Here is a 26,462-nt window from a genome sequence, read left to right as displayed (position 1 = left end):
CTCAGGCGTCGAGCATCTCGCGCACGGCAGCAGCGATGGCCAGACACGATGTCAGGCCGGGCGATTCGATACCGAAGAGGGACACCAGGCCGGCGATGCCGAGGTCGGCGGGTCCGGCGAGGCGGAAGTCGGCCGAGGGTCCCGGCCCGGAGATCGCGGGACGTATCCCGGCGTAGTCGGGGACCAGAGCGTCGTCGGGCAGTCCGGGCCAGTACCGGCGCACCGACTCGGCGAATATGCCTGCCCGCGCAGGATCGACCGCGTAATCGATGTGGTCGACGTACTCGACGTCGGGTCCGAAACGGGCGGCGCCGGCGAGGTCGAGCGTGAGATGTATCCCCAGGCCGCCGGGCTCGGGCACCGGATACACCAGGTGCGAGAACGGCGCCCGATGGGCCCCGAGGGAGAAGTAGCTGCCCTTGACCAGGCGTTGCTGCGGTATCTGTTGCTCGGGGAAACCGGCCAGCGAGCGCGCCACGTCCCACGCACCGAGTCCTGCGGCGTTCACCAGTACCCGACATCCGAGCTCTCCCACATTCGCGACCCGGAGCACATGCGGCGTCGGGCCGCTACCGACCCTGCCGCCGATGACCGCACTGCGTAACGCGATGTCGGCGCCTGCCGCGGTGGCGTCGGAACCCAACGCATGCATCAGGGCATGCGAGTCGACGATCCCCGTCGACGGGGAGTACAGCGCCGACGTCGCGGTGAGGGCGGGTTCGGTGCGGGCCAATTCGGTTCCGGTGACCTCCCGCAGGTCGTCGACACCATTGGCCCGGGCACGATCGGCCAGGGTCGCCAGGGTGGGCCGCTGATCGTCGGATGTGGCCACGATGAGCTTGCCGACCCGACGATGGTCGACGCCGCGATCGGAACAGTAGCGGTACAGCATGTCCCGCCCGCGCACGCACATCCGGGCCTTGAGGGATCCCGGCGGGTAGTAGATGCCGGCGTGGATCACCTCCGAATTGCGCGAGCTCGTGCCGGTTCCCACGGAGTCTGCGGCCTCGAGCACCAGCACCTCGCGTCCGGCGGTCGCCAGTTCGCGGGCGATCGCGAGTCCGATCACTCCTGCGCCGACGATGACACAGTCGATGGTGTCCAGTGCGCCCTCCTGCCGCCATCATGGAGATGTGAACATACTGCAGAAGTCGGCCGCGGTGCTCAACACGGCGGTGCGCCCCATGGTTCGCGCCCCGTTCCTCGCTCCGATCGTCGGGCGCAGCATGACCGTGCTGACCTACACGGGCCGCCGCTCGGGCAAGACCGTCGAACTGCCGGTCGGGTATTCGCGCCGTGGGGACGAGGTGGTCGTCGGGGTGGCGATGCCCGACCGCAAGACCTGGTGGAAGAACTTCACCGGCGATGGAGCACCGTTGTCACTGACACTCGACGGGGGCAGCCACACCGGACACGCGGTGGCCGAACGCGACGGCGAGGGGCGCGTCGCCGTACGGATCACGCTCGATCCGATGTGATCGCCGACGTGCGCGACACCTCGGGCCGAATCCCGCGGTAGATGCCGCGCGCGACGATCCACCGGTAGAGGATCGCCTCGACGGTCCACGCCGGGAAACGGAAACGCGCACCCTGCGGCGTGAACACGTCGAGGCCGTCGGGGAGTGGTCCGAACACCGAGCCCCAGCGAACATTGCGCGCACGGTAGCGGCGCGGCGTCCCGCCGTCGAGGTGGGTCCGGATATTGTGGGCCGCCAGTCGGTCGGCGCGATTGCGGGCCGATCCGCGCAGCGGGTCGGTATCGGCGACGTCACCCACCGCGAAGATGCCGGGGTGGCCCGGAACCGCGAGATCCGCACCCACCCGGACGAATCCGTCGTCGGTCAGCATCTCCGGCGGTAACCATTCGGTGTTGGGCCTGCCCGCGCCGATCGCCCAGATGACCGCCGCCGCCGTTACCGGTGGTTGCCCGGTGCGCCACTCGATGGGGGCGTCGGTGATGGCCGGGGCGCAGGTGGGAGCGGGCGGCACCGCCCGGTGCCCGGGATGCACCACCACGCCGAGTGCACCCAGTCGGCGCACCACGGCGCGGCGAACCCGCTGATGGTGCCGCGGCAGGGGCTCGGTGCCGGGGTGATAGAGGTCGACGCGTGTGTCGGGCCATCGCGCGGCGAGTTGCGCGGCCGCGCTCACCGCCGCGGCGCCTCCCCCGATGACGGCTATCGACCGGGCGTTCGCAACGCGTATGTGCGCATCACGCAGGGCCTCGTCCACCTCCTCCGTCGACCGCAGCTCCGGGTGCCGCCAGAAACCGTTGCGGACGCCGGTGGCGATGAGCAGAACATCGAAGGGCAGAGTGTCGATCGACGCGCCGGCCCGGGTGCTGCCGGGGCGTCGCACCGTGAGGGTGTGCGCCCCGGGATCCAGGCCCACCACCTCGGCGTGCAGCGTCTCGACGCGGTCCAGGCCGCGGTACCGGGAGAAGTCGACGCGGTAGTGCTGCGCCCAGGTGTCGGGATCACTGAGCCGCAGTCCGAGTTCCTGCCCGCTCACCATTGCGGGTGTGAGGCTCACGCCCACGACCTGGGCATGACGGGCGAGGTGAATGGCGGTGAGCAGGCCGGAGTCACCGAGTCCGGCGATCACCACTCGCCGACCGGTCACGCGCGCACCCGCGGAGGTAGCGGGACGAACTTGGACACCTGGTCGATCACATGACGGTACTCGGGTCGTCGCTCGAGGCTGCGTTCCTCCATCATGGGGATGCTGGCGCCCAAGAACATGGCGAGCATGAGCAGTGCGCCGGCGAACATCCACCACGCGTCACCCGGGGCCGCCGACACCCCGAAGATCGCGAGTGACACCCAGAATCCGAACTCGCCGAAGTAGTTCGGGTGTCGCGACCATCCCCACAGCCCCGCCGTGATGGCCTCGCCCGGACGCGCGGACGCGCGGAAGGCACGCAATTGCCGGTCGGCAACAGATTCGGTCACGATGGCGGCCATGCCGATGACGAAGGCCACCCACGCCAGCCATCCGATGCCGTCGTCGGATCGGGTCACCGCGACGTAGACCGGCATCATCGCGAGAAAGACCTGCAACGTGGGAAAGAGGTGGATGCCGACGAGATCCGCCCAGAACTCGGCACGGCCCGCCCGCTCCCGCAGCAACGGATACCGCCAGTCCTCGTGATGGAGTCCCGGAAACGACCGCAGCCAGTTCACGGTGAGACGGATCGCCCACACGATGACGACCGTCGCAACGAGCACGTACCTGATCCACGCCCCTGTACCAGCGTCGCGGAAGTCCCCGGACCACCACCAATAGATCATCAGCAGCGGCGGCACCACACTCCAGTAGGCGTCGTAGAAGCTCGAATTGTGGTGTGCGCGCGAGAATCCGAAGATCACCAGCGTGCCCAGCACGTCGGCGACGAGGGTGTCGGCCCAGAGCTCGCCGGTACCGGGACCCCAGATGAGCCACACCAGCGCGACACCGATGGCGAGGAGGTAGGCCATCGCAATCCGGACCAGCGACGCAGTTGTCCCCATGACAAACGATCTTGTCAGGTCGACCGGCCGCGTGTCCGGGCTACGGCGCGAGCGCCCCGACCTCGGGCTTGCCCGTCGTCAATGCCGGACGCGGACGCAGATGTCCCACGAGCCAGTCGTAGATGTCGTCGTTGTTCAACAGGGTGAAGTGGTTCGCGCCGCCGATGTGCATGCCGTGGTCCAGCCGGAAACCGACGGTGCGCGACTTGTTGTATCCGCGGCCGCTCGGTGTGAGCACCAGGCCGTCGCCGATCAGACGACCGAGCGGGTGGTTGGGGTTACGCGTCACCGAGGCGGTCACGAACAGGTGCCGTGCGGTCGGCAGCAGCGGAGGGTCGGCCACGCCCGGCTGTATCCACGCATCGGGGTCCCGGTCGCGCCAGTCGTCGTCGGTGAGGCTGCCGTGGAACAGATCCCGCACGCCGGCGCTGCGCCGCCCCAGCAGATTGCCCAACGGCTCGGTGACCGGCGTGGCACGCAACGCCGTGGTGGCCGCATGGACGCCCTTGGCCAGGGGCGCACCGAGGTGCGGGGTGCCCAGACTCACGGTCTCGGTGACGAGGTGGCGCCAGTAGGCCTCGCTTTCGGTCGCATGGTGGCAGGCGCTGCGGATCACCAGCCCACCCATCGAGTGCCCGACCAGCGATATCCGGGTCACCGGTACGGGCCACAGTTCGACGAGTGCCTCGAGGGTGGCGCTCAGATCGGCGCCGTTGGCGCTGATGTGTCGGCCGGAGTTGTAGCGGATCTGTACCTCGGTGGCCGCGATGTCGGCCTCGAGTCGGGACCCGTACGTCGGCCGCTGATCGCTTCGCCACGCGAATTCGGACTCCATCAGCCCGTGCAGGAACACCACCAGGTGGCCCGTGGCGTGCGGAAACGCCTCGTCCAGTCGGTCCGGGTCATGCGGCACCGGGGCGCCGGCGACGCGGACCGAGAGCGCCGGTGCCAGCGGCGAACCCTCGTCGGCCAGGGCGTCGCCGATCAAGCCGTCGAGCACGGCGATGACACCGGCTCCGCGCGGGGAGTGCGACACCGGCCGTGACGGGTCGGGAAGACGATCGGCGGCCACCGCGCTCACCTCGAGCACACCGCAGATCGACGTATAGGTGGCCTCGGCGACCGCATCGTGCACGTCGCGCACCGACAGCGCCCGACGCCCCAACACGCGGTGCATGACACCGAAGACGGCCCGCGAGATCGATCGGTGCATCTTTCCCACCCCGCGCGTGGCGGAGGCGAGTTCGACGAGGCCGAGTCGGGTCAGCGCGGCGACCTCGTCGGCGTCGGGCGTAGGTGTCGTCGTCACGACTTGAGCGTACGCCTGTACACCGAAATGCGCGGGGTTTACTGGTCGCGACGCGCGGTCAAATGCGTCAAAGTGGACGGATGAACCCCGGTCGGGCGATGTTGGTGGCAATCGCGGCAGTGGCCGCGCTCGCGCTCGGCGGCGGCGCCGCGTCGGCAGTACCACCGGATCGGACCGTCCCACCTGTCGAGTACGTCGCCCTCGGAGACAGCTACTCGTCGGCGTCCGGCGTGATGCCTCCGGCTCCCGGCGCGGCGCCGCTCTGCTCGAACTCCGCGCACAATTACCCCCGTCAGGTCGCTGCCGTCCTCGGCGTGCGGGTTCGTGACGTCAGTTGCGGGGGTGCGGATACCGACAACCTGTTCCGCAGCCGCTATCCGTGGGTGGCACCCCAACTCGACGCACTCGATGCGCGGACCCGCCTGGTGACCATCACCATCGGCGCCAACAATGGTGATCTGTTCACCACCGCCACCAATGGCTGTATGACCGCCCACCTCGCCTCTCCGGGTGCCGCTCACCCGTGCCGCGACCGCTACGGCAACTCCCTGGCCGCGGAGATCTCTGATTCGACCTACCCCGCGCTCGTGGGCGCATACCAAGCGATCCTTCGTGCCGCACCGAACGCCCGGTTGCTGGTGCTCGGTTACCCGCAAATGTTTCCCGCCGAGGGCGACCGCGCCTGCGCCGCGTCCCTACTGACGGCGCGGGGTGATGTGGGCTACCTCCACTCGGCGATCACCGCACTCAACGCCGCCGCCGCGCGGGCAGCGGCGGCCACCGGCAGCACATTCGTCTCGCTCGCCGAGGCCTCGGCGGGACACGACGCCTGCGCCGGACCCGGCGAGCGGTGGGTGGAGCCCATCATCGGTTCTCGCCAATATCCGTTCCTGCACACCAATCCGGCGGGGCAGCAGGCCATGGCGCGTGCGGCGCTCGCAGTGCTGCGCCGGTGACCGCCGGCTGCACGGTCAGGCTTCGACGGTCTCGCGGCGACTGTCGAACTCGATGACATCGACATCGGTGGTGTGTTCCCGCCGTGATCGAGCAACCCCGAGGGCGTAGAGCGCCAGGCCACCGACCAGCCAGCACAACAGGACCGTCAGTGCATGAGCGATGCCGTGACCGTCGAAGAACACCACGTCACGAAGTAGGGAACCGGTGGCGCCGGGCGGCAGCAACTGTCCCACGGCACCCCATGGCGTCGGCAACATCTCCGGGGCGCTCGAGAGTCCCGACAGCGGATTGCCCAGCAGGATCAGGGCGACCGCCGCGATGGCGATGCCCGGTCCGCCGAGCAACTCACGCAATCCCAGAACGGCGAAACACGTCGCCGCGATGCCGAGCATCGCCGCGACCGACGTCAGAAGATAGTTGCCGTCGAACGTCCCCACCACGAATTGCAGGAGAGCGACCAGCGCCAGCCCGCCGATCACCGACACGCCCAGGGCGGCGGCGACGCGGGCTCGTGGCGTGTGCAACACCAGCATGATCACCATCGCGGTGATCCACCCGCCGAGGGCCAGGGGTAGGGCACCGGCCGAGAGTCCCGCGCCCCGTGGGTCCTTCGCCGGGAACGCGCGGATGTCGTGGGATGTCGCGGTGCCCCGGGTCGACGACGCGACGCGCTGTCCCATCGTCTGGATCAGTGTGGCCACGGTCGGACTCGCCGCCGACGCCACCAGCGTGGTCACGTCGCCGGTGGGCCCGATCAGCACGGCACCGTAGACCTCGCGGTGCTCGATCGCGGTGCGGGCGGCCGATTCGTCGGAATAGGACGTGAACTCGAAACCGTCGCCGCCGCCGTGGCGCACCGCCGACTGCGCCTGCTCGGACGCCACCACACCGACCGGGACGTGATGCGGCGCCGACCGGGCCGCCGGCAGCGCGAAGAGCAACACCATCACCGACAAGAGGATCGACGTCCCCACCACCACCGCGATGATCTTCGGCATCGATGTCGATGCCGTTGTCGGACCGTTGGTCGTCATCAGCCTGTCTCCTTAGATACGCAACGTTTCCTAGAAGACTAGGCCGATCGTATAAGATACGCAACGTATCGGATGTGGAGGAGACGTGATGCGCCGACGCCGGGGCCAGGAACTCGAGGACGAACTGTTCGATGCGGTGCGGCGCGAGCTCGCCGAACACGGCTACGCCGGGCTGACCTACGAGGGCGTCGCCGCGGCCGCGGGCACCGGGAAGACCGTGCTCTACCGACGATGGGGATCCCGCGCCGACATGGTGCTCGCTGCGCTCGCCGCATCGGCGAGGGAGGCCCTCGTGACATCGGACACCGGTTCGCTGGGTGGTGATGTGCGCGTGCTCCTGAGCGCGATGCGCGACCGACTCGACGAGATCGGTACCCCCACGATTCACAGCCTCATCGCCGAACTCCCGGCAGGCACCACCGAGACCTTCCGCACCCTGCTCGGCAGTCACGTCGACGGGATCCTCGGCCCCACGCTCGAGCGCGCCCGCCGTCGCGGCGAACTCGGTGCGCTGACGCTTCCCCCTCGGGCGCTGTCGTTACCGTTCGATCTCGCACGCCATGAGATGTTGATCTCCGGAGCGCTGTCGCCCACCACGATCGACGAGATCGTCGATATCTGCGTGATCCCGCTGTGGCGCACGCTGAGTCGCGGCGAGGGCCCGGGCATCGAGGCGGACGAGCCGACAGAGACGACACCCCGGGTCAGATCGACCCGCTAGCGTGGTGACGAAAGCCACACGGAACGAGGTCCACATCACCATGCCCGCAGCCAGATCCACAGGCGACGGCGTGCTCGCAGCCGACCGGCACGACGCGATCACCGTCGTCGGTGCGCGCGTCAACAACCTCAAGAACGTCAACATCGTCCTTCCCAAACGCAGGCTCACGGTGTTCACCGGTGTGTCCGGGTCCGGAAAGAGCTCACTCGTGTTCGGGACGATCGCCGCCGAGTCGCGGCGCCTCATCAACGAGACGTACAGCGCGTTCGTACAGGGTTTCATGCCGACACCGGACCGGCCCGATGTCGATGTGCTCGATGGATTGACCACCGCGATCGTCGTCGACCAGGAACGCATCGGTGCCGACCCGCGCTCCACCGTGGGGACCGTGACAGACGCGTACGCGATGCTCCGGATCCTCTTCAGCCGCCTCGGCGAACCCCGCCTCGGCTCGCCGCAGGCATTCTCGTTTAATGTCGCCTCGGTCAGCGGAGCCGGTGCGGTGACCCTCGAGAAGGGCGGGCGCACCGTCAAGGAGCGCCGCAGCTTCGAGATCACCGGCGGCATGTGCCCGCGGTGCGAGGGGCGGGGGAGTGTCTCCGATTTCGACCTGACCGCGCTCTACGACGCGTCGAAATCCATCAGCGACGGCGCCATCACGATTCCCGGCTACTCGATGGACGGCTGGTATGGCCGGATCTTCCGTGGCTGCGGCTTCTTTGACGCCGACCGGCCGATCGCCGAGTTCACCCGAGGGCAACTCGACGATCTGCTCTACAAGGAGCCCACGAAGATCAAGGTCGAGGGCATCAATGTGACTTACGAGGGATTGATCCCGAAGATCCGGAAGTCTTTCCTGGCCAAGGACCGCGACGCGATGCAACCGCACATCCGCGCATTCGTCGACCGCGCGATCACGTTCACCACCTGCCCGGACTGCGCAGGGACGCGTCTCAACGAAGCGGCACGGTCGTCCCTGATCAGCGGGAACAGTATCGCCGACGCGTCCGCGATGCAGATCAGCGATCTCGCCGACTGGGTACGGCAGATCACCGACCCGTCGGTCACCCCGTTGCGCGACACCCTCGCCGCGACACTCGACTCGTTCGTCGCGATCGGCCTCGGCTACCTTTCCCTGGACCGTCCCGCGGGCACCCTCTCGGGCGGAGAAGCGCAGCGCACCAAAATGATCCGGCACCTGGGATCGGCCCTCACCGACGTCACCTATGTCTTCGACGAGCCCACGGTCGGGCTGCACCCGCACGATATCGGACGGATGAATCGGCTGCTGCTGCGCCTGCGCGACAAGGGCAACACGGTACTCGTCGTCGAGCACAAGCCGGAGGTGATCTCGATCGCCGACCACGTTGTCGATCTCGGTCCACGCGCCGGGGCCGACGGCGGCGAGGTGATGTACGAGGGGACCGTCGAGGGGTTGCGAGCCGCGGACACCCTTACCGGACGGCATCTCGACGACCGCGCACGAGTGAAGGACTCGGTACGCGCATCGACGGGTGCGTGGCCGATCCGCGACGCCAACGCGCACAACCTGCGCGACGTCGACGTCGACATCCCGCTGGGCGTGCTCTGCGTGATCACCGGGGTCGCCGGATCGGGCAAGAGCTCACTGATCGGCGGGGCGGTGGCACAGCGAGACGACGTGGTGCTCATCGACCAGACCCCGATCCGCGGTTCCCGCCGCAGCAGCCCCGCGACCTACACAGGATTGCTCGAGCCGATCCGTAAGGCCTTCGCCAAGGCAAATGGTGTCAAACCTGGTCTCTTCAGCGCGAATTCGGAAGGCGCCTGCCCCAACTGCAAGGGGAGCGGGGTGATCTACACCGACCTCGCGGTGATGGCCGGGGTGGCGGTGACCTGCGAGCTGTGCGGGGGTAAGGGTTTCTCGCCGGAGGTCCTCGATTACACACTCGGCGGGCGCGACATCAGCGAGGTTCTCGCGATGCCGGTGGCCGCCGCGCTCGACTTCTTCGGTTCCGGCGACACCAAGGTCGTTGCGGCACAGAAGCTCTTGCGCAATCTGAGCCTGGTGGGGCTCGACTATCTCACCATCGGCCAGCCGCTCACCACACTGTCGGGAGGCGAACGCCAACGCCTGAAGCTGGCCATCCACATGAGTGAGCGCGGCGGCGTATATGTGCTCGACGAGCCGACCTCCGGCTTGCACCTCGCCGACGTCGAACATCTGCTTGATCTCCTCGACGGCCTTGTCGACGCCGGAAAGTCGGTCATCGTCATCGAGCACCATCAGGCGGTGATGGCGCACGCCGACTGGATCATCGATCTCGGTCCGGGCGCCGGACACGACGGTGGCGCGGTGGTGTTCGAGGGCACGCCGCATGACCTCGTCGCCGGGCGCGAAACGCTGACGGCCACTCACCTCGCCGACTATCTCGGTCTGTGATCCGACGCGCCCGATCAGGCGCGTGCACCCCCGGCATCGGAATCCCACACCAGCTGCGCGAACTCGTCGCGGTCGGCGACGTCGAGTTTGATACACGCGCGGTAGATGTGTCCCTCGACGGTGCGTACCGACACCGTGAGCCGATCGGCGATTTCCCGGTTGGTCAGTCCCCTCGAGATGAGGGCGGCGATCTCCCGCTCACGCGCCGTGACCGGAAGCGGACGCGCGGTGGCCCGGATCGCGGGGGTGGTGGCCCCGTCGCACGCGGTCGACAGCCGCAGCACACGGGCGGCGGTGGCGGCGTTCTCCTTGCGACGTTCCGCGTGTCGGTACAGCGTGGCCGCCTGCGCGGCCGCGTCGGCGGCCGAGAGCAGCAGCCCGATCTCCTCGAAGTCGTGGCTCACCGCGTCGAGCGCATCAGGGTCGGAGGCGTCGACCGCGGCGGCGTGCCGTGCGAACAGACGCCCCGCGACGCCTTGCAGCCGAGGAGCGAGTTCGCCCAACCGGTCCGCGGTGCTCGTGTCCCCGAATCTCGTTGCGTGGTGCAGGGCCTCGGCTTCCAGCGCGAACTGACCTGATTCACGGGCGATGCGGCTCGCTTCCCGGGCGTGTGCGATGGCGTCGCGTTGGCTGCCCTGCGCGGCGGCCAGCCAGGCACGCGCGATCACCCGTTGCGGTTCGTGGATCGCCACTTGCTGCCCGGTGTGCTCGTCGGCCTCGCGCAACACCCGCTCCGCCTCGTCGGCTTCGTTCAATGCGGCGTAGGCCCGAACGAGTATGAGGCGCGCGGGTAGTCGCCACGGCAGTGATTGTTCGGCATTGAGTGCGGCGAGTGCCTGTTCGATCTCGTTGATGCCCTCCCGGAACGCGCCGTGGTAGGTGGCGGCCAGGCCGGTCATGATCTTGGCGATCGCCCACCCCAGAAACTGTCCCGCAGAAGAGAATTCGGTGTACTCGGTGGCGCGCTTGCGGGCTGTTTCGATTTCGCCGAGCATGGTGAGGGCGAGAACGTCGCAGTAGCGCACCATGACTCGCACCATGCCGTCGGTGGCCTTCTGTTCGGCGCGGCACCGCGCCGCATACGGGGCGTAGTCGTGGCCGCGGCCGACCACGGGCATGGCCAGCCCTGCCGCGAACGCGGCGAAATCCACCGCCTGCTTGGGAGCGTCGGGGATGGCGAGGATTTTCTCCGCGCCCGCGATTCCCTCATCCAATCTGTTCTCGTGCACGGCCATCGCGGCGCCGACCGCATCGACCACTTGCCGCAGAACAGGATGTTCGATTTCTTCGTGGAGCAGATCGAGGATGCGCCGGCTCTTGGGGACATCGCCGATAGACCAGAACAACAAACTCATTCGGGGCAATGCCCACAACACCAGTTGCAGTTCGTCGAGGTTCTCGGGGTCGAAGCCGGCGAGGACGTCGTCGGCCTCGTGCGGCCGGCCCTGCCACAGCAGAGCGCGCGAAAGCAGTTCCGCGGCAGCCAATCCGCCACCTCGGTCCACCGCGGCACGCGCGAGACGCTCGCCCAGCGGCAGATTCGCGAGGAAGATCGCGTCCTTGGTCGCCGAGATGAGCAACCGGATGTCGATGTCCTGGTTTCCGTCGACGCACAGCCGCGCCAGCCGGATCCGCTCGGCGGGCGAATCGATCGGTCGGTCGCGCAGTACGTCGACGATGCTGGCCCGCAGCCGCCGTCCGGTCACCGTGCCGATCCGTCGACGCACCACGTCGCCGTAGAGCGGATGACTGAATCGGGCGTTGACCGCCGGGCCGTCCTGCGTGATGCGGATCAGCCCGCGGTTCTCGGCCGCCTCCACCTCCGCTTCACCGGCAAGTTCGATCATCACATCGATGTCGAGCGGTTCGTAGAGGGCCAGTACCTTGAGTGCCTCGACCACGCTCTCCCCGGCGCGATCGAGCCTGTCGTCGAGCAGCGCCACCAGACCCGACGGCACGGCCGTGGGTCCACGGAGCTGCCAGACGCCGTCGACCTCCGACAAGGTGCCCGCGTCGACGGCGCCCTCCACCATGTTGCGCAGGAACAGCGGGTTTCCGCCCGACGAGTCCCAGATCACGTCGGCGCTGAGGCCTTCCAACGGTCCGCCGAGGATGAGTTCCACGAGTTCGGTGCTCTGACTCTTGGTCAACGACGTCAGTTCCAGGCGGGTGAGGTGCCCGTCCTTCCACAGCGACGTCACCGCGTCGGGCACGGGTTCACCGGTGCGCACCGTGGCCACGATCCGGGCGTTGCGGTCCACCGCGATCTGGTGCAGCAGCGTCGCCGACAATTGATCGAGCATGTGGGCGTCGTCGACCCCGATCACCGTGTGCTTCTCGGCGATCAGTGCCTCGCGCGCGGAGACCAGCGCTGCGATGGGATCGCGCGACGCGGTGGACTGGACCCAGGGGGCGAACGCCCCGAGCGGGATCGCCCGGGAGGATTCGGTGCATGCCGCCCACTGGACCGGTGAGTTCAGTGACTCCGTGACGGCGCGCGCCAGCGTGGTCTTGCCGACCCCCGCCGGGCCCACGATCACGACACCCCCGCTACGCGCATCGGTCAGTGCAGCACGGACCCGATGCTGTTCGGCGGGACGGCCGAGCAGTTGCCAACGTCCGCCCATGGCGCAAAGTATACGGCTGCGGCCCGACACCCCGCGCCGAGAACGCCGTCAATCGGGAAGGTCGGCCACGCCGGCGGGCTCGATCAAGGGTGCATTGTTGCGTTGATGGCGAAATTGGCTGGAGGCGTCATATACGCGACGCTTGAGTCTGTTGATCGAACCGAGCGGCGTGTGCTCCGACAACCCCCGCCACGAGTTGAACGACAAGATGTCATCGCCATATGCACGTCGCTGGGGCGTGTAGGGGTCCTGCGGTGCGAATCTGAGGGTGGCGACGGTGCGGTGCGGCGACTCCTCCTCCGACCACGGCACCGTCGCATCCTCGATCGGCATGCGCTTCTCGTCGGTGCACAACTGCACGCGCAGTTCGTATTCGGCGCCGTGTGAGCCGAAGAAGTCGATCATCATGTCCTGCAGGGCGTTGATGCCGCGATAGTCGGGGGTGCGTTGCCCGGCCAGGGCGCGCACCTCCGGAGACGAGGGTGCGTACAGCATCTTCGCGATGTACTTGCCGTAGCGCAGCGGAGCCGACGTGTAGAAGGTGTCACCCAGGATGTGCGTGTTGGGCCGCACGAACACCTCGAGCGTCTCGGGCAGTGGGCGTTTGAGAGGCCGCAGGATGCGGTCGTTGAGCGCGGCCAGCAGATCCTCGCCCACTTTCAGCACCGGATCGGTGAGGTGCGCCAGCGCCCACGCGGTGGGCATGCCCCGCTCGAGGTATTCCTTCGCGTCGGCGAACAGGAATTCACGGTGGGTCACCATGATGAAGTCCTGCGTGTTGGCGGTGTCGTCGGGCAGTGCCCGCGGGCCGTCGACCCCGATCACCTTGATTCCCAGGCCTCGTACCCCGCGCATCTGGTCGGTGCGCAGTGTTCCGGAGGTACTCGACAACCGGGTGATGACGGGGTAGGTCGCCGGTTCACGAAACAGGCCTTGCGCCAATTCATCCGGCAAACCGGCATGGACCTCGAGTTCGCCGCGCAGGATGCCGTGGCTTTTGGCATGCGCATCGCGCACACCACGTTTGAACTTGCGGTAGGCGTATTCGTTGTTGTCGCGAAGCACGCGGACCATCTTCTCGACTATCGCGTCCTCGCCATCGGGGGTCTTCTCGAATCGGGATTCCCACTCCACGTAGGGAGGCTGCATCGGCACGGTCTCGTCCTCTCCGCTCACGGGGCCGGCCATGGCGCGAACGGATTCTTCACGTCGGCCAGCGCGGGCGCCAGGGTGGGGTGGTGGCGCAGGAGCACGCTGCGCATCGTGTTGTCCCGGATCCAGGCCATGCCGACCTCGGTGTAGAACTGCGGACCGAAGTCGGTGGTGAGGAAGCGGTCGGCAGCGATCCGGCGCGAGGCCATCAGGATGAAGACACGAAAGGCTGTCTCGCTGAAGCCGAATCCGGGCGGCTTGGGCTCGGCATAGAGGCCGACGAGGATATCGACATCGTCCACATCCCGGTAGATGGCGGCCAGTTCGGCCGCGGTCTTCGGGTCCCGGGTCAGGTCGAGAAACGACTTCGCGGGCGGTAGGCGGAACCGTCTGCGGAACTCGTTGTATCGGGGGACTCCGCGTTCACGTCCGCGCAGCACGTCGATGGTGGCCAGGTCGACGGGCATTCCGTCGGGCCGCGCGAGATCCTGCAGCGCGGTGGGAAAGTTGTGCAATGTCAGGGCGCCGGGATTGGCGATCCCGAAGGAGTACAGCAGATCCGCCATGTCCCGGTCGGCCAACACCGCGCGAGTCTGATCGGCGAGCATCCCGGTGAGGTCGTAGCGTCCGATCGCCCGGCGGCTCTGATGATCGCAGACCTTCAGATCGTCGGGCAGCAGCGGATGCATCCGGTACACCGAGACGAACTCCTCGGTCAGCGCGAACGGCACTCCGTCGAGTTCGGTGTGCCCGCCCGGGATTCCGCAGAGCACCTCGTTGTCGATCACCCGACCGAACCGCGCGTTGAAATTCTCGCCCAGCAGCCCGAACCAGTTGCCGCGCATCCCGGTCACCGTGGTCGGGTGCGCGATGATCGCCGTGGTCCAGTCGACGGTGTGGATCTTCGCCATCAACGCGGTGTTCACCAACCGTGCGGTGTTGTAGAGGCGGTCCTGGTCTGCGATCAGTTCCGGGTAGGCCGACGCCAGTCGCCGACAGATCATGTTGTGCTCGCGCAGAAACAGCGAGTGCATCAATCCCAGACCCACCCAGAAGTTGGCGACCGGCCCGTTGGGATCGAGGAGGTCGTCGGTCCCGGCGGGGGGCAAACCCGTCGCGTCGTCCAGCGCGATGGTGGCCAACGGTGTGCCGTCCTCGGCGACGTCGCGGATGGCCCTGGCATAGACGGGATCGTCGCCGTAGATCTGGGAGCCGTCCCACCAGTGGGTGTCGCGGTTGGCGTAGGTGGGCGGTTGCCCGGGCGCCCCGGGCAGCTGCGGTGTGCGACGGACCCTCATCGGATTCCCGTTGGGCCACGGGTCGTCGGGGTCGAGGGCGATCGGCCAGGTATCGGTGACGGGGTCGGTCTCGGCGGGGGTCAGGTGGCTCACCCAGTCGTGCACCTGGAACTGGATCCAGGCCGCCGCGAGGAGGTTGAGAGTGGTCGCCGGTTCGAATTGGTTGCGCGTGAGAAGATTTCGACTCACTCGGCGCGGGTTGGGCTCGGTGAATCGCTGTCCCGTCTCGGGCTCGGTGTCCGCAAGTGGCACGTTTCGTCCGAAGCGTGCGCCTGCGGCGCCCATGTCGGGTCGTTCCAGGTTGTTGTATCTACCGTCGATGGTGCGGAAGGGATGGTCCGCCGACGACAACGGAGGGTCCGCCGGTGGCTCGGGCTGCGGATCGGTGTCGAAGAGATTCAGCGCGCGCAACTGGCTGCGCAGCCCCACCAGCACGGCCAAGGCGATCGGTGTGGGCAGCCGCGCCCAACCGACGCGTCGATCGATGGTCTGCGCCACCCAACCCAAGCCGCGTACGAGGTCACTCCGACTATCGGTCACCATTCCTCCTCCGCGCACGGACGCGCCCAGCCGGATAACACTTCGACCCCGATAACACTGACCCGATAACACTGACCCCATAACACTATGAGGGAACCGGGCCCGAACGGACCGGGTATCGGACTACCTCACCGGTACGAACGACATGGCACACCGAATCGAGTAGTGCCGTACTCGTGGAATGACCGGCGGACTGCCGGAAGATCGGGTGAGAGGGATCGTCGGCGGCCAGCGCACGATTCGTGCATCCGGAAAGGCGGTTCGGTGGCGAGCGCACCCATCAGCATCAAGGTCAACATCGACCAGGATGTCGCGCCCGCGATGGCGGCACTCGACTGCACCGGTACTGATCCGATCCGACGAAACATCTGGTTCGCCGAGGCACATGACGCAAGGCCCGGGATACCCGCGCCGCTCTTCGACAGCGGCATGATCATCCGGTTGCGATCGGGTGAGTTCGACGACCTGACGGTGAAGGTGGCCCCCTGTGTCCCCCGGGAACTGCCCGACTCGTGGCAGCAGCCGTTCGAGGTCCCGGCGCCGGGAGCGCAGCGAGCGGGCCGAATCGATCCGGCGCCGGGAGCGCAGCGAGCGGGCCGAATGAATCCGGCGCCGGGAGCGCAGCGAGCGGGCCGAATCGATCCCGACGGTTTCGCATTCCACCTCAAGCACGACTGGTGTCACGACCGCCGGTGGTTCACCGCATCGGCGATGAGCAGGCGTCCGCCGGGAACCCTGGCGGCCGCGATCGACGCCACCGGTGACCCCACCCATCTGCTCGACGTCACCCAACGGCTCTTCGTGGTCGGATGCACGTCCGGGGGAGTGCCCATCGACAGGCTGATCACGCTCGGTCCCATTCGCTCGGCACTGTGGCGTTGCCTCGACATAGACGGTCTCCCGGTGACCGCGGAGTTGTGGTCGGTGCGCGACGTCGAGACCCTCGAACTGTCGACCACCGTCGCGCCGATCGATCAAGAACCGATGGTCGCGTTTGCCGTGCGCGCCGCACAAGTCCAGCAGCGTCTGCACGGCGGCCTGGAGCGGCGCGGAATATCGGTGTCGGCCCTCACCGGCAAGACCGGCCCGCTCATCGACACGCTCGCACGGTGCGTGCGGTGACGGTGTGCTCCGGTCAGCCCTCCGCGGAGAGGATCGAGAGCTCGAAGACGAGGGTGTCGCCCTTGTCGATCCCCGCGTCCGGGTTTCCCTCGGGATATCCGTCGGCCGATGTCATCGCCACCGCGACGACGGCGCCCACGCGCTGGCCGATCAGCGCCTTCTGGAATCCGGGAACCACGCCATTGACCGGGAACGGTGCGGGGACGCCGCGCTCGTAGCTGCTGTCGAAGGTCTTGCCGGTGCGACCGTCGACACCCGCATAGCAGACGTCGACCGTGGATGCCGCGGTGACCTCGGCGCCGTCACCCGGCTTGATCACATGCACCTGCGTCGCCGACACCGTAAACGGGGTGGTGACGGTGATCTGGGGTGCGGTGGTGGCGGTCGATCCGGTGACCGCCACGCGACCGGTGGTTCCCGTCAAGGTCCAGTTGGGGTCGGCGTGATCAGGGGCTGCCGAGGGACACGATTGTGCGGCCGCCCCGGTCGTGCCCGAGTCCGAACCACACGCGGCCAACCCCACGATCGCTGCTGCGGTCACCGGGACGACGAGTGCGCGACGAATGTTCATCCGCGCCACGCTACCCAACGGCGGCTGGGTCGCCGCCGCGGATCACCGTTTGAGGGGGCTGTAGAACACCAGCCCGTTGCCCTTGTTGTCGTAGACCACGGCACGTCGCTCGTGGGCGTCGTCGTAGGGCCCCTTGATGATGGCGCCTCCACTTGCCTCGACCTCTTTCGCCGCGGCGTCGACGTCGGTCGTCTTGATACCCACCACCACCTTCCCCGGGATGGGGTGATCCACATCGGTGGCCAGTGCCAGCGTCACCGATCCGCCGTCGAGCGCGGCGAAATGCGCGCCGTCGCGGAACTTCAGTCCCATTCCGAGGGTGTCGCCGTAGAAGCGGATCGACTCGTCCAGGTCATCGGTGGACAACACGATCATCCGGACCTCGTGATCACTCATCACTGCCTCCTGTGTCAAAGCGAAATCGCACTTCACGGTAGGGCACCGGCGGGCAGCGCGGATGGGTCTTTGGTCATGACGGTGGCGCGGGACGGTGGCGCGGGCGGTCCGATTCCGGTAGGCACGTGAGATGCGAATCCTCCCCGCGGGCCTTCGGACAGGGGCACTGGTGTCGATCGCCGCGGCGATGACGGTGGGCGCCGCCGCTGTGGGGGCGTCACCCGCGCACGCGGTGTCGGGTCCGGACGGACTCGATCCCGCCATCGCGGCCGCCTACTCCCAGGCGGCCGGACGTGCACACGCGCAGGGTGTCGACCTGTGGATCACCTCCGGCGCCAGAACCGCCGCAGAGCAGCGCCGGCTGTGGAGAGAGGGCATCGCGACCTACGGATCTCCGGCGGCTGCGCGTCACTGGGTGTTGCCGCCCGAGGAATCAACCCATGTCGGCGGGCATGCCATCGATGTCGGCCCGCGTGCCGGCGCGGCGTGGCTGGAGACACACGGTTCCCGATGGGGGTTGTGCCGCACGTTCGCCAACGAGTGGTGGCACTTCGAGCTGGCGACACTGCCCGGCACGCCGTGCCCGCCGATGTGGCCCGACGCCGCGGTGCGCGCGGACAGCCGTCCCCACCAGAGATAAGCACCGGGCAGTGTGCGAGGTCAGCTGTTCGTCGCGGCCAGCGCCTCGTTGAACACCTTGCTCGGGCGCATCACGGCCGACAGCTTCTCCGCGTCGGGTGCGTAGTAACCGCCGATGTCGACGGCACCGCCCTGGGCCTCGTTCATCTCGGCGACGATGGTGTCCTCGTTGTCGGCGAGGGTCTTGGCCAGCGGCGCGAAGTGTTCCGCCAGCTCTGTGTCGTCGGTCTGGTTGGCCAGTTCCTGCGCCCAGTACATGGCCAGATAGAACTGGCTGCCCCGGTTGTCGAGTTCACCGGTGCTCCGCGAGGGGCCCTTGTTGTTCTCCAGCAGCTTGCCGGTCGCGGCATCCAGCGTCTTCGCGAGCACCTTCGCCTTCGGGTTGTCGTACTTGATGCCGAGATCCTCCAGGCTCACCGCCAGCGCCAGGAACTCACCGAGCGAATCCCAGCGGAGGTGATTTTCCTCGAGCAGCTGCTTGACGTGCTTGGGCGCCGATCCGCCCGCACCCGTCTCGTAGAGGCCGCCGCCGGCCATCAGCGGCACGATCGACAACATCTTCGCGCTGGTGCCCAGCTCCAGGATGGGGAACAGGTCGGTGAGGTAGTCGCGCAGGATGTTGCCGGTGGCCGAGATGGTGTCCATTCCGCGGATGAGGCGTTCCATCGTGTACCGGATGGCCCGGACCTGCGACATGATCTGGATGTCGAGTCCCTCGGTGTCGTGGTCGGGCAGGTACTTGTGGACCTTCTTGATCAGTTCGTTCTCGTGCGGGCGGTAGGGGTCGAGCCAGAACACCACCGGCATACCGGATTCGCGGGTGCGGGTGACGGCCAGCTTCACCCAGTCCTGGATGGGTGCGTCCTTGACGATGCACAGCCGCCAGATGTCGCCCTCCTCCACTTCCTGGGTGAGCAGCACCTCACCGGTCGCGAGGTCGGTGATGTTGGCGGTACCGGCCTCCTCGATCTCGAAGGTCTTGTCGTGGGAGCCGTACTCCTCGGCCTTCTGCGCCATCAGGCCCACATTGGGGACGGTGCCCATCGTGGTGGGATCGAAGGCCCCGTTGGTCTTGCAGAAGTTGACCATCTCCTGGTAGATGCGGGAGAACGTGGACTCCGGGTTCACCGCCTTGGTGTCCTTGGTGCGGCCGTCGGCGCCGTACATCTTGCCGCCGGCGCGAATCATCGCGGGCATCGACGCGTCGACGATCACGTCGCTGGGGGAGTGGAAGTTCGAGATGCCGCGGGCCGAGTCGACCATGGCCAGTTCGGGCCGGTGCTCGTGGCACTTGTGCAGATCGTCGATGATCTCCTCGCGCTTGGAGGCCGGCAGCGATTCGATCTTGCTGTAGAGGTCGGAGAGTCCGTTGTTGACGTTCACGCCGAGTTCGTCGAAGAGCTCGCCGTGCTTGGCGAAGGCGTCCTTGTAGAAGGTGCGCACCGCGTGGCCGAACACGATCGGATGGCTCACACGCATCATCGTCGCCTTGACGTGCAGCGAGAACATGACGCCGGTCTCGTAGGCGTCCTGCATCTGCTCTTCGTAGAACTCGATCAGCGCCGTCTTGCTCATGTACATGCTGTCGATGACGTCGCCGTCGGTCAGCGACACCTTGGGCTTGAGCACCTTGGTCTCGCCGCCGCGGGTGATGAGTTCCATCTTGACCTCACGGTCACCGTCGACGGTCATCGATTTCTCGCCGTGATAGAAGTCGCCCTCGGTCATGTGTGCGACGTGGGTTCGCGACGCCATCGACCACTTGCCCATGCTGTGCGGATGCTTGCGCGCGTACTCCTTGACCGCCTTGGGGGCGCGACGATCGGAATTGCCTTCACGCAGAACAGGATTCACCGCACTGCCCAGGCACTTGGTGTACCGGTCGCGGATTGCCTTCTCCTCGTCGGTCTTCGGGCTGCCGGGGAAGTCGGGAATGGCGTAGCCCTTGGCCTGCAGCTCCTTGACGGCCGCGACCAGCTGGGGAACCGACGCGCTGATGTTGGGCAGCTTGATGATGTTGGTGTCGGGGTCCTGGGTGAGCCGCCCGAGTTCACCGAGATTGTCGTCGACCTTCTGGTCGTCGGTCAGGTAGTCGTCGAACTCGGCGAGGATCCGCGCGGCCACGGAGATGTCGCTGGTGTCGACGTCGATGCCGGCGGCATCGGCGAATGTCCGGATGACGGGGAGGAAAGCGTAGGTCGCCAGCATCGGCGCCTCGTCTGTCAGGGTGTAGATGATGGTCGGCTGCGTTTCGCTCATAACCTGCCTTCGCTCTCGGGTTCGGTCGCCACACACTGGTTTCGTGTCCGACCGTCGGCCACACGGGTCCGCGCGTCCGGAATCAACCCTAATTCGTCGGCGGATCGGATGCCGCCCCTGCTGGTGAACCCGTCGCGCAATCGCGCCGCAGTGGCACGACGCCCCCGGCTCGCGGTCCGACGGGCATGGCAGACTACGTCGGGTCCCGTGATCCGAGCCGACCTGTGAGGTGACCATGACGACCGCTGCGGTGTCGTCGGCCCTGGCCGACTCGTGGGCGGCCAATCGCAGCATTGCGCGTTCGGCCTCGGTGCGGTTGTTCGCCGCGACGAACTCGGCCCTCTACGTCACGCTGATGGAGCGTCACCTCGATTTCGGCGCCCGCCTGACCGAATCCGACCTCGCCATCCGCCTCGACCGCGACCTGACCGAACTCGCCGCCGTCGATCAAGGTGCCGCCGATCAGCCGCCCGGTCTCGACCTGATCAAGTCGTGGGCCAAGCAGGGCTGGGTGCATCGCGTCACCGACACCGCCACCCCCGATGCGCCCAACATCTGTTTCCTCACCACCGAGGCCAGGTCGGTGATCGACTACATGCGCCGGTTGCGGCGCGAAGACAGCGTCGCCACCGGCGGGTCCATCAACGGGGTGGCCGCCGGTCTGCGGCGGGTGGCCACCCGCGTGACCGATGATCCCGAATTGATCCGCGCCGAACTCGAGCAGCAGATCGAGGAACTCGACACCGAACTCACCGAGCTCGACGAGGGCCGCCGCCCGCCCGCCGATCTGCGCGGAGCAACCGACGAGGCCCGGGCGATCGCCTATCAGATGGAACAGATCATCACCGACATCGGCCAGTACGGGGCCATGCTCGATCGCATCACCACCGCGCTGCTCGACGACCCGCACGATTCGGATCTGGCCTACCGCGACACCCAGCGTCAATTGTTCGACGACTACGAGTCGTTGCTGCAATCGGCACAGAGCGCCTCGTATCACGCGTTCGCGCAGATGATCCAGGATCCGGACCGGCGCTCACGCCTGACCTCCGACATCGCCGTGGTCGCCGAGCACCTCCCGCCCGCCGATGTGGGGCTGCGCGCCGTGATGGAGAATTTCTTCACCCTGGTGGCCGATCAGATGGCCGAGGTCGGCCGTACCCGGCAACGCTGCGCCCGACGTATCCGGCGATTCGTGGCCGCGGGAACCCTCGAGGACAGTCGCGGTGTCGCACGTCAGCTCAACGCCGCGCTTGCCGCCGGCAACGACCTGCTGAAGCAGTCGCTGGCCGACCGGCGTCTCGGCTACGAGTTGCCCCTGGCCACGCCGGCGGTGACGTCGGTGGGCCGGTTGGCCTTCGAGATCCGTGAACCCTCGGCGCCCGCCCGGGCCCGCGCCGCCGACGGCCGCGGCGACCTCACCTCTTTCGCCTCGCTGGCCGGCCAGGTCGACACCGTTGAACTCGCCGAACTGGTCAACGACGCTCTCGCTTCGGGTCCGGCACTCCTGCACGACCTGATCGCCGCTCTCGACGAGCCCTACCTGGCACACGTGATCGTGCTGTGGTCGTGGGCATTGACCCAGCCGGGACCACGCGGTACGGAGTCGGTGTTCGTCCGGTTCCGCTCCCTGGAAGGTGAGGACAGGGCCATCGAGGTGCCCGTGGCGAGCTTCTCCGACCCGATCCCGACCGGTGCGGGCGCATCCGAACCCGCTGAGCTGATGGAGACCGACGTCTGATGACCGATACCGACACCCCGTCGGCGGCCCCTTTGCCGAACGAGTTCGCCGGATTCGACGAGCTGCCGACCGCCCTGACGCGTGGTCGCGACGACGCCCCCCGCAGCCCGCGCTTCGACGGGGACGTGTCCGAGATGCCCGACCGTGCCTGCTGGGCGCTCCAGAATCTCCTGACGCGACGGCATCTCAGCGGTGATCAGCAACCTCAGCTCTGGGCATGGGTGTCGGAGTATCAGGATCTGCTGCGCACCCGGCTCTCCGAACTCGACCTGCGGCTGCGGCTCGTCGACGAACTGCAGGTCGCATTCGTGGAGCAGGCAGGCTACGACTCGCGGTGGGGACGCCGGATCCTCAAGCGGGAGACCATCGACACCTACGACGCCATCCTCGCGCTGCACCTCGCGAAGTTCTTCCGTTCCGCCCGTGACGAGACCGTCCTGATCACCCGCGAGGAGATCCACGAGATGTTCGCCGGGGTGTCCAACACGATCGACCGGGATCTCGCCCTGTTCGACAAGCGCATAGAACGATCGATCGACAAGCTCTGCGAACTCGACTTCCTGCGGCGACATCGCGACGACCCCGACACCTTCACCGTGAGCCCGGTGATCTCGGCAGTGATGACCGCGTCGGTGATCACCGACCTGCAACGCCAGTTCGACCAATTCATCGGTGCCGGTGGTGACCTCGAATCCGAACCCGGACCCGGTGAGGCACATGCCCACGATGGCCCCGGCGACGCAGAGGACGAGGCAGAGGACGAGCCCGGGGACGAAGGAGACCAATGGTGAGCGACGCGACCGAGCAGTACTACCTGTCTCGGTTGCAGCTGATCAACTGGGGCGTGTTCGACGGCTATCACTCCATCGGATTCAGCGCCGGCGGCGCACTCATCACCGGCTCGTCCGGCAGCGGCAAATCCTCGCTGCTCGACGCGATCTCGTTGGCGTTCCTGCCCGACAACCGTCGCAATTTCAACGCCTCCGGCGACGCGACGGCGGCCGGCTCCTCCGGCGGCAAGCGCACCGTGGGCAAGTACGTGCGTGGGGCGTGGGGGGAACGGCGTGACGCCACCGGCGCGCATCGCGAGGTCATGTACCTGCGGGGCGGGGGACCGGCATGGGCAGCCATCGCGGTCACCTACACGTCGACGTCGGGCACGGCCATCACCGGTCTGGTGCTCAAGTGGCTCGCCGCGGGAAAACTCACCGACGCCCACAGCGCCTATTTCATCCACGACGGCGACGTCGACATCGTCGATCCCTGTAACGACTGGGCGTCGTCGGGGTACAGCGCCGCCCGTTTCCGGGAGGCCGGCTGGCAGGGCGGGCCAGGGGAGGGTCGGTACCTCTCGACCCTCTACTCCCTGATCGGCATCCGCGGGTCCGACGCCGCGCAACAGCTACTCGGAAAGGCCAAGTCGCTCAAGAGCGTTGGTGGACTCGCGCAGTTCGTGCGGGAGTTCATGCTCGACGAACCGAGCAGCATCACCGGAATCACCGATGCGCTCGAACAGATCAATCCGCTCGTCGAGGCCCGCGAACTGCTCGACGTGTCACGACGCAAACGCACCATTCTCGGCGACATCGAGGGACTCCACGAGCGCTACGCCACCGAGGCCGCCGGCTTCGACGTACTCGACACGATCGAACCCGACGTGGTGCGCGCGTACGTCACCAATCTGCGGCTGCGCAACGCCGAGCCAGAGATCGCCGACCTCGACGATCAGATCGCGCGCCTCGACAGCGACCTCGCCGCTCTCAACGTCCAGCACGACCAATTGCGACAGGACCACAGCCATCTGCTCGCGCGCGTCGCCACCTCGACCGGGGATCTGGCGCCGTTGCAGGAGCAGTTGGCCACCGCCCAGAAGGTGAGCAACGAAGCGTCGATCCGGCGTGCCGGGTACGAACACCGTGTCGGCGCACTGGGATTCGAGATTCCGGAGGATGCCGAGGAGTTCTGGTCTCTGCGGGAGACGTTGATGGAGGAGGCCACGCGAATCGACGGTGTGCTCGAGGCCGGCAAGGCGCACTACGCCCAGTCCCTTGCCGCCGAGGTGGCCGCCCGCACTCACCGCGATGCCGCACACGACGAACTCACCCGGGTCGAGCAGGCCGGATCCGCGCTTCCACGCGCCGAGCACGAGATCCGCCGCACCATCGCGGGTGCGTTGGGCATCGACGAGAACGACCTACGCTATGTCGCCGAGTTGGTGGAGTTGCGTCCCGACGCCGAGCGCTGGCGGGTCGCGGTGGAGAAGGTGTTGCGCCACGCGGGTCTGCGACTCCTCGTCCCGGACAAGCACTTCGGCGCAGCCCTACGTTTCGTCAACAACCACGACATGCGTGGCCGGGTGGCCCTGCACCACGCCGACAACCGGCCGGCGCCGATGACGGAACCAGGGACACTCGGTGCCACGCTGCGCGCGGCCGACCCGGATCACCCGTGCGCCAACGAGGCGCTGACCATCCTGGCGAAGTTGGGCAACCACGTCTGCGTGGACTCCACTGCCGAATTCAATGATCACACCCGGGCGGTCACCGACACCGGTTTGCGCAAGGACTCGGCGAAACTCGCGATCAAGGACGACCGCCAGCGCCTGCGTCCGTCGCAGTACATCTTCGTCGGCAATGTCGACGCCAAGATTGCCGCGCTGCGCGACGAACTCGACCACGAGAACCGCTCGTACGAGGCCGCGCGCGCGGCCAGCGGCGCACTCGACGCCGACCGTACCGCGCACGAACAACGCCGCGACGCCTACCGGCGGATCTGCGAACAGTTCACCACATGGAGCGAGATCGACGTCGAGTCCGCGGACGGGCGAGTCGACGCCCTCACCGAGCAGTACGAACTGCTGATGGAGGAGCATCCCGACACCGAGGCGCTCGGACGCAAGGCCGAGGAGCTCTGGGAGCAGGTGCGGGCCGCCATCTCGCAGGCGGCGCTGGTGCGCGACAAGATCGCCACCCACGATCGCCGCCGCACCGAGCTGCTCGAACTGGTCGAAAGCCTCACCCCCGAACCGATCTCGGCGCACGCGGAAAACTCGCTCGACGGTTTCCGGGAGCAGTCGGCGATCACCCTCGACGTGCTCGCACCCGAGCCTTATCGACAGGAACTACGCAAAACCGTTGCGCGCGAACGTGACCGGATGCGAGCCGACACCCGCCGGTCCCGCGACGAACTGACCCGGATTCTCGACGCCTACGACCGGGAGTTCCCCGACGCCATCCCGAATGACAGCGACGATCTCGACGAGCGCCTCCACGATTATGTGGCGCTGTGCCGCCGTATCGACGAGCGCGAATTGCCCGCCGCGTACGAGCGCATGCGACGACTGATCACCGAGCAGGCGCCCGGCGCGATTCTCGGCCTGCACATGGCCGCCGAGACCGAGGAGAAGCGCATCCTGGCGCAGATCGAACGGGTCAACACCGGCCTGGCCGCGGTGGCATTCAACCGCGGCACCCGGTTGCGACTGTGCCCGGGCCGCAAGCACCTGCCCGCGGTCGCCGAACTGACCGAGAAGGCACGGCAGATCTCCGCGCGGACCGCCGCGGTGAGTTTCGGTGACGAACAGGCGATCCTGGAGCAGTACACCGACATCCTGCTGCTGCGCGAACGCCTGGCCGGTTCCACTCCGGAGGATCGGCAGTGGACGCGCGACGCACTCGACGTGCGCAACCGCTTCGACTTCTACTGCGAAGAACGCGATTCCGACACCGGCGAGACAATCCGGACCTACAGCAATGCCGGCGACAATTCGGGCGGTGAGCAGGAGAAACTGATGGCGTTCTGTCTCGCCGGAGCGCTGAGCTTCAACCTGTCGCACCCGTCGGGCGGTACCCGGCCGATCTTCGCGCAGCTCATGCTCGACGAGGCGTTCTCGAAATCGGACCCTCAATTCGCCCAGCAGGCGCTTGCCGCGTTCCGCAAGTTCGGATTCCAGCTCATCATCGTCGCGACCGTGCAGAACACGAGCACGATCCAGCCCTACATCGACAATGTGGTGATGGTGTCGAAGACGCAGGACGCCGACAATCGCCCGGTGGCGACCGCGATTTCCACGTCGATCCAGACGTTCTCGGATCTGCGCCGCACCAATACCGGACACCTTCCGGGGTGACGGTGGTTCAATGACCCCATGAGTCACATGCGCACC

Annotated in this window: 20 protein-coding genes; 9 read left to right on the top strand and 11 right to left on the bottom strand. The window is 67.3% G+C overall.

Annotation, left to right across the window (positions count from 1 at the left end; all coding sequences use genetic code 11):
• Nucleotide 1: 1 nt before the first annotated feature.
• Nucleotides 2–1,105 (bottom strand): NAD(P)/FAD-dependent oxidoreductase, encoded by a 1,104-nt coding sequence (locus ACWDSI_RS08765; RefSeq protein ID WP_449756339.1) that lies wholly within the window; start codon nucleotides 1,103–1,105, stop codon nucleotides 2–4.
• 28 nt (nucleotides 1,106–1,133) lie between these two features.
• On the opposite strand from ACWDSI_RS08765, the gene ACWDSI_RS08760 reads away from it, so the two are divergent.
• On the top strand, nucleotides 1,134–1,478 hold the full coding sequence (locus ACWDSI_RS08760) for a nitroreductase/quinone reductase family protein (RefSeq protein ID WP_449746284.1): 345 nt from the start codon (nucleotides 1,134–1,136) through the stop codon (nucleotides 1,476–1,478).
• On the opposite strand, the gene ACWDSI_RS08755 is transcribed toward ACWDSI_RS08760, so the two are convergent.
• From ACWDSI_RS08755 to ACWDSI_RS08745, 3 genes are read right to left on the bottom strand one after another with little or no spacing between them, the layout of a single operon-like run.
• A complete protein-coding gene (locus tag ACWDSI_RS08755) occupies nucleotides 1,459–2,622 on the bottom strand; it encodes an FAD-dependent oxidoreductase (RefSeq protein ID WP_449746283.1) in 1,164 nt (387 codons plus the stop codon). The genes ACWDSI_RS08760 and ACWDSI_RS08755 overlap by 20 nt on opposite strands.
• On the bottom strand, nucleotides 2,619–3,509 hold the full coding sequence (locus tag ACWDSI_RS08750; protein ID WP_449746282.1) for a DUF1295 domain-containing protein: 891 nt from the start codon (nucleotides 3,507–3,509) through the stop codon (nucleotides 2,619–2,621). The genes ACWDSI_RS08755 and ACWDSI_RS08750 overlap by 4 nt, the downstream gene beginning before the upstream one ends.
• Before the next feature lie 40 nt (nucleotides 3,510–3,549).
• Nucleotides 3,550–4,818, bottom strand: a complete 1,269-nt coding sequence (locus tag ACWDSI_RS08745) for an esterase/lipase family protein (protein WP_449746281.1) — start codon at nucleotides 4,816–4,818, stop codon at nucleotides 3,550–3,552.
• 80 nt (nucleotides 4,819–4,898) lie between these two features.
• Between ACWDSI_RS08745 and ACWDSI_RS08740 the strand changes: the two genes are divergently transcribed.
• Nucleotides 4,899–5,774 carry an SGNH/GDSL hydrolase family protein gene (locus ACWDSI_RS08740; protein WP_449746280.1) on the top strand — a complete coding sequence of 292 codons (876 nt, stop codon included), beginning with the start codon at nucleotides 4,899–4,901 and terminating at the stop codon, nucleotides 5,772–5,774.
• Nucleotides 5,775–5,789: 15 nt separating this feature from the next.
• Here the strand turns inward: ACWDSI_RS08740 and ACWDSI_RS08735 are convergent, their stop codons facing one another.
• Nucleotides 5,790–6,809, bottom strand: a complete 1,020-nt coding sequence (locus ACWDSI_RS08735; protein ID WP_449746279.1) for a hypothetical protein — start codon at nucleotides 6,807–6,809, stop codon at nucleotides 5,790–5,792.
• Nucleotides 6,810–6,897: 88 nt separating this feature from the next.
• Here ACWDSI_RS08735 and ACWDSI_RS08730 point away from each other — a divergent pair, with 88 nt between their 5' ends.
• Together ACWDSI_RS08730 and ACWDSI_RS08725 are read left to right on the top strand one after the other, a co-directional pair.
• Nucleotides 6,898–7,530, top strand: coding sequence for a TetR/AcrR family transcriptional regulator (locus ACWDSI_RS08730; protein ID WP_449746278.1), 633 nt, complete (start codon nucleotides 6,898–6,900; stop codon nucleotides 7,528–7,530).
• A 40-nt stretch (nucleotides 7,531–7,570) separates the two neighbouring features.
• Complete coding sequence (locus ACWDSI_RS08725; protein WP_449756309.1) at nucleotides 7,571–9,952, top strand: ATP-binding cassette domain-containing protein; 2,382 nt, start codon at nucleotides 7,571–7,573, stop codon at nucleotides 9,950–9,952.
• Nucleotides 9,953–9,966: 14 nt separating this feature from the next.
• On the opposite strand, the gene ACWDSI_RS08720 is transcribed toward ACWDSI_RS08725, so the two are convergent.
• From ACWDSI_RS08720 to ACWDSI_RS08710, 3 genes are read right to left on the bottom strand one after another with little or no spacing between them, the layout of a single operon-like run.
• Complete coding sequence (locus ACWDSI_RS08720; RefSeq protein WP_449756308.1) at nucleotides 9,967–12,579, bottom strand: LuxR C-terminal-related transcriptional regulator; 2,613 nt, start codon at nucleotides 12,577–12,579, stop codon at nucleotides 9,967–9,969.
• A gap of 48 nt (nucleotides 12,580–12,627) precedes the next feature.
• Nucleotides 12,628–13,755, bottom strand: a complete 1,128-nt coding sequence (locus ACWDSI_RS08715; RefSeq protein WP_449756338.1) for a catalase family protein — start codon at nucleotides 13,753–13,755, stop codon at nucleotides 12,628–12,630.
• Nucleotides 13,752–15,572: a peroxidase family protein gene (locus tag ACWDSI_RS08710; RefSeq protein ID WP_449756306.1), complete on the bottom strand. Its 1,821-nt coding sequence runs from the start codon at nucleotides 15,570–15,572 to the stop codon at nucleotides 13,752–13,754. The genes ACWDSI_RS08715 and ACWDSI_RS08710 overlap by 4 nt, the downstream gene beginning before the upstream one ends.
• A gap of 261 nt (nucleotides 15,573–15,833) precedes the next feature.
• On the opposite strand from ACWDSI_RS08710, the gene ACWDSI_RS08705 reads away from it, so the two are divergent.
• Nucleotides 15,834–16,691, top strand: coding sequence for a hypothetical protein (locus tag ACWDSI_RS08705; protein WP_449746274.1), 858 nt, complete (start codon nucleotides 15,834–15,836; stop codon nucleotides 16,689–16,691).
• A gap of 13 nt (nucleotides 16,692–16,704) precedes the next feature.
• Here the strand turns inward: ACWDSI_RS08705 and ACWDSI_RS08700 are convergent, their stop codons facing one another.
• On the bottom strand, nucleotides 16,705–17,262 hold the full coding sequence (locus ACWDSI_RS08700; protein ID WP_449746273.1) for an FKBP-type peptidyl-prolyl cis-trans isomerase: 558 nt from the start codon (nucleotides 17,260–17,262) through the stop codon (nucleotides 16,705–16,707).
• A 42-nt stretch (nucleotides 17,263–17,304) separates the two neighbouring features.
• Nucleotides 17,305–17,658 (bottom strand): VOC family protein, encoded by a 354-nt coding sequence (locus ACWDSI_RS08695; RefSeq protein ID WP_449746272.1) that lies wholly within the window; start codon nucleotides 17,656–17,658, stop codon nucleotides 17,305–17,307.
• A 187-nt stretch (nucleotides 17,659–17,845) separates the two neighbouring features.
• Here ACWDSI_RS08695 and ACWDSI_RS08690 point away from each other — a divergent pair, with 187 nt between their 5' ends.
• Nucleotides 17,846–18,298 (top strand): M15 family metallopeptidase, encoded by a 453-nt coding sequence (locus ACWDSI_RS08690; RefSeq protein WP_449746501.1) that lies wholly within the window; start codon nucleotides 17,846–17,848, stop codon nucleotides 18,296–18,298.
• 20 nt (nucleotides 18,299–18,318) lie between these two features.
• Here the strand turns inward: ACWDSI_RS08690 and ACWDSI_RS08685 are convergent, their stop codons facing one another.
• The gene (locus tag ACWDSI_RS08685) at nucleotides 18,319–20,556 is read right to left on the bottom strand and encodes an NADP-dependent isocitrate dehydrogenase (RefSeq protein ID WP_449746271.1); all 2,238 of its coding nucleotides are present in this window, start codon (nucleotides 20,554–20,556) and stop codon (nucleotides 18,319–18,321) included.
• 235 nt (nucleotides 20,557–20,791) lie between these two features.
• Here ACWDSI_RS08685 and ACWDSI_RS08680 point away from each other — a divergent pair, with 235 nt between their 5' ends.
• From ACWDSI_RS08680 to ACWDSI_RS08670, 3 genes are read left to right on the top strand one after another with little or no spacing between them, the layout of a single operon-like run.
• Entirely contained in the window at nucleotides 20,792–22,297 is a 1,506-nt protein-coding gene (locus ACWDSI_RS08680; RefSeq protein WP_449756305.1) for a DUF3375 domain-containing protein, read from the top strand.
• Nucleotides 22,297–23,088: a DUF4194 domain-containing protein gene (locus tag ACWDSI_RS08675; protein ID WP_449756304.1), complete on the top strand. Its 792-nt coding sequence runs from the start codon at nucleotides 22,297–22,299 to the stop codon at nucleotides 23,086–23,088. Before ACWDSI_RS08680 ends, ACWDSI_RS08675 begins: the two co-directional genes overlap by 1 nt.
• The gene (locus tag ACWDSI_RS08670; protein WP_449756303.1) at nucleotides 23,085–26,426 is read left to right on the top strand and encodes an ATP-binding protein; all 3,342 of its coding nucleotides are present in this window, start codon (nucleotides 23,085–23,087) and stop codon (nucleotides 26,424–26,426) included. The genes ACWDSI_RS08675 and ACWDSI_RS08670 overlap by 4 nt, the downstream gene beginning before the upstream one ends.
• Nucleotides 26,427–26,462 lie beyond the last annotated feature (36 nt).

The organism is Gordonia sp. NPDC003429 (assembly GCF_053588575.1).
Note: the sequence above shows the minus strand (reverse complement) of the source record. Positions and strands in the feature narration are given on the sequence as shown.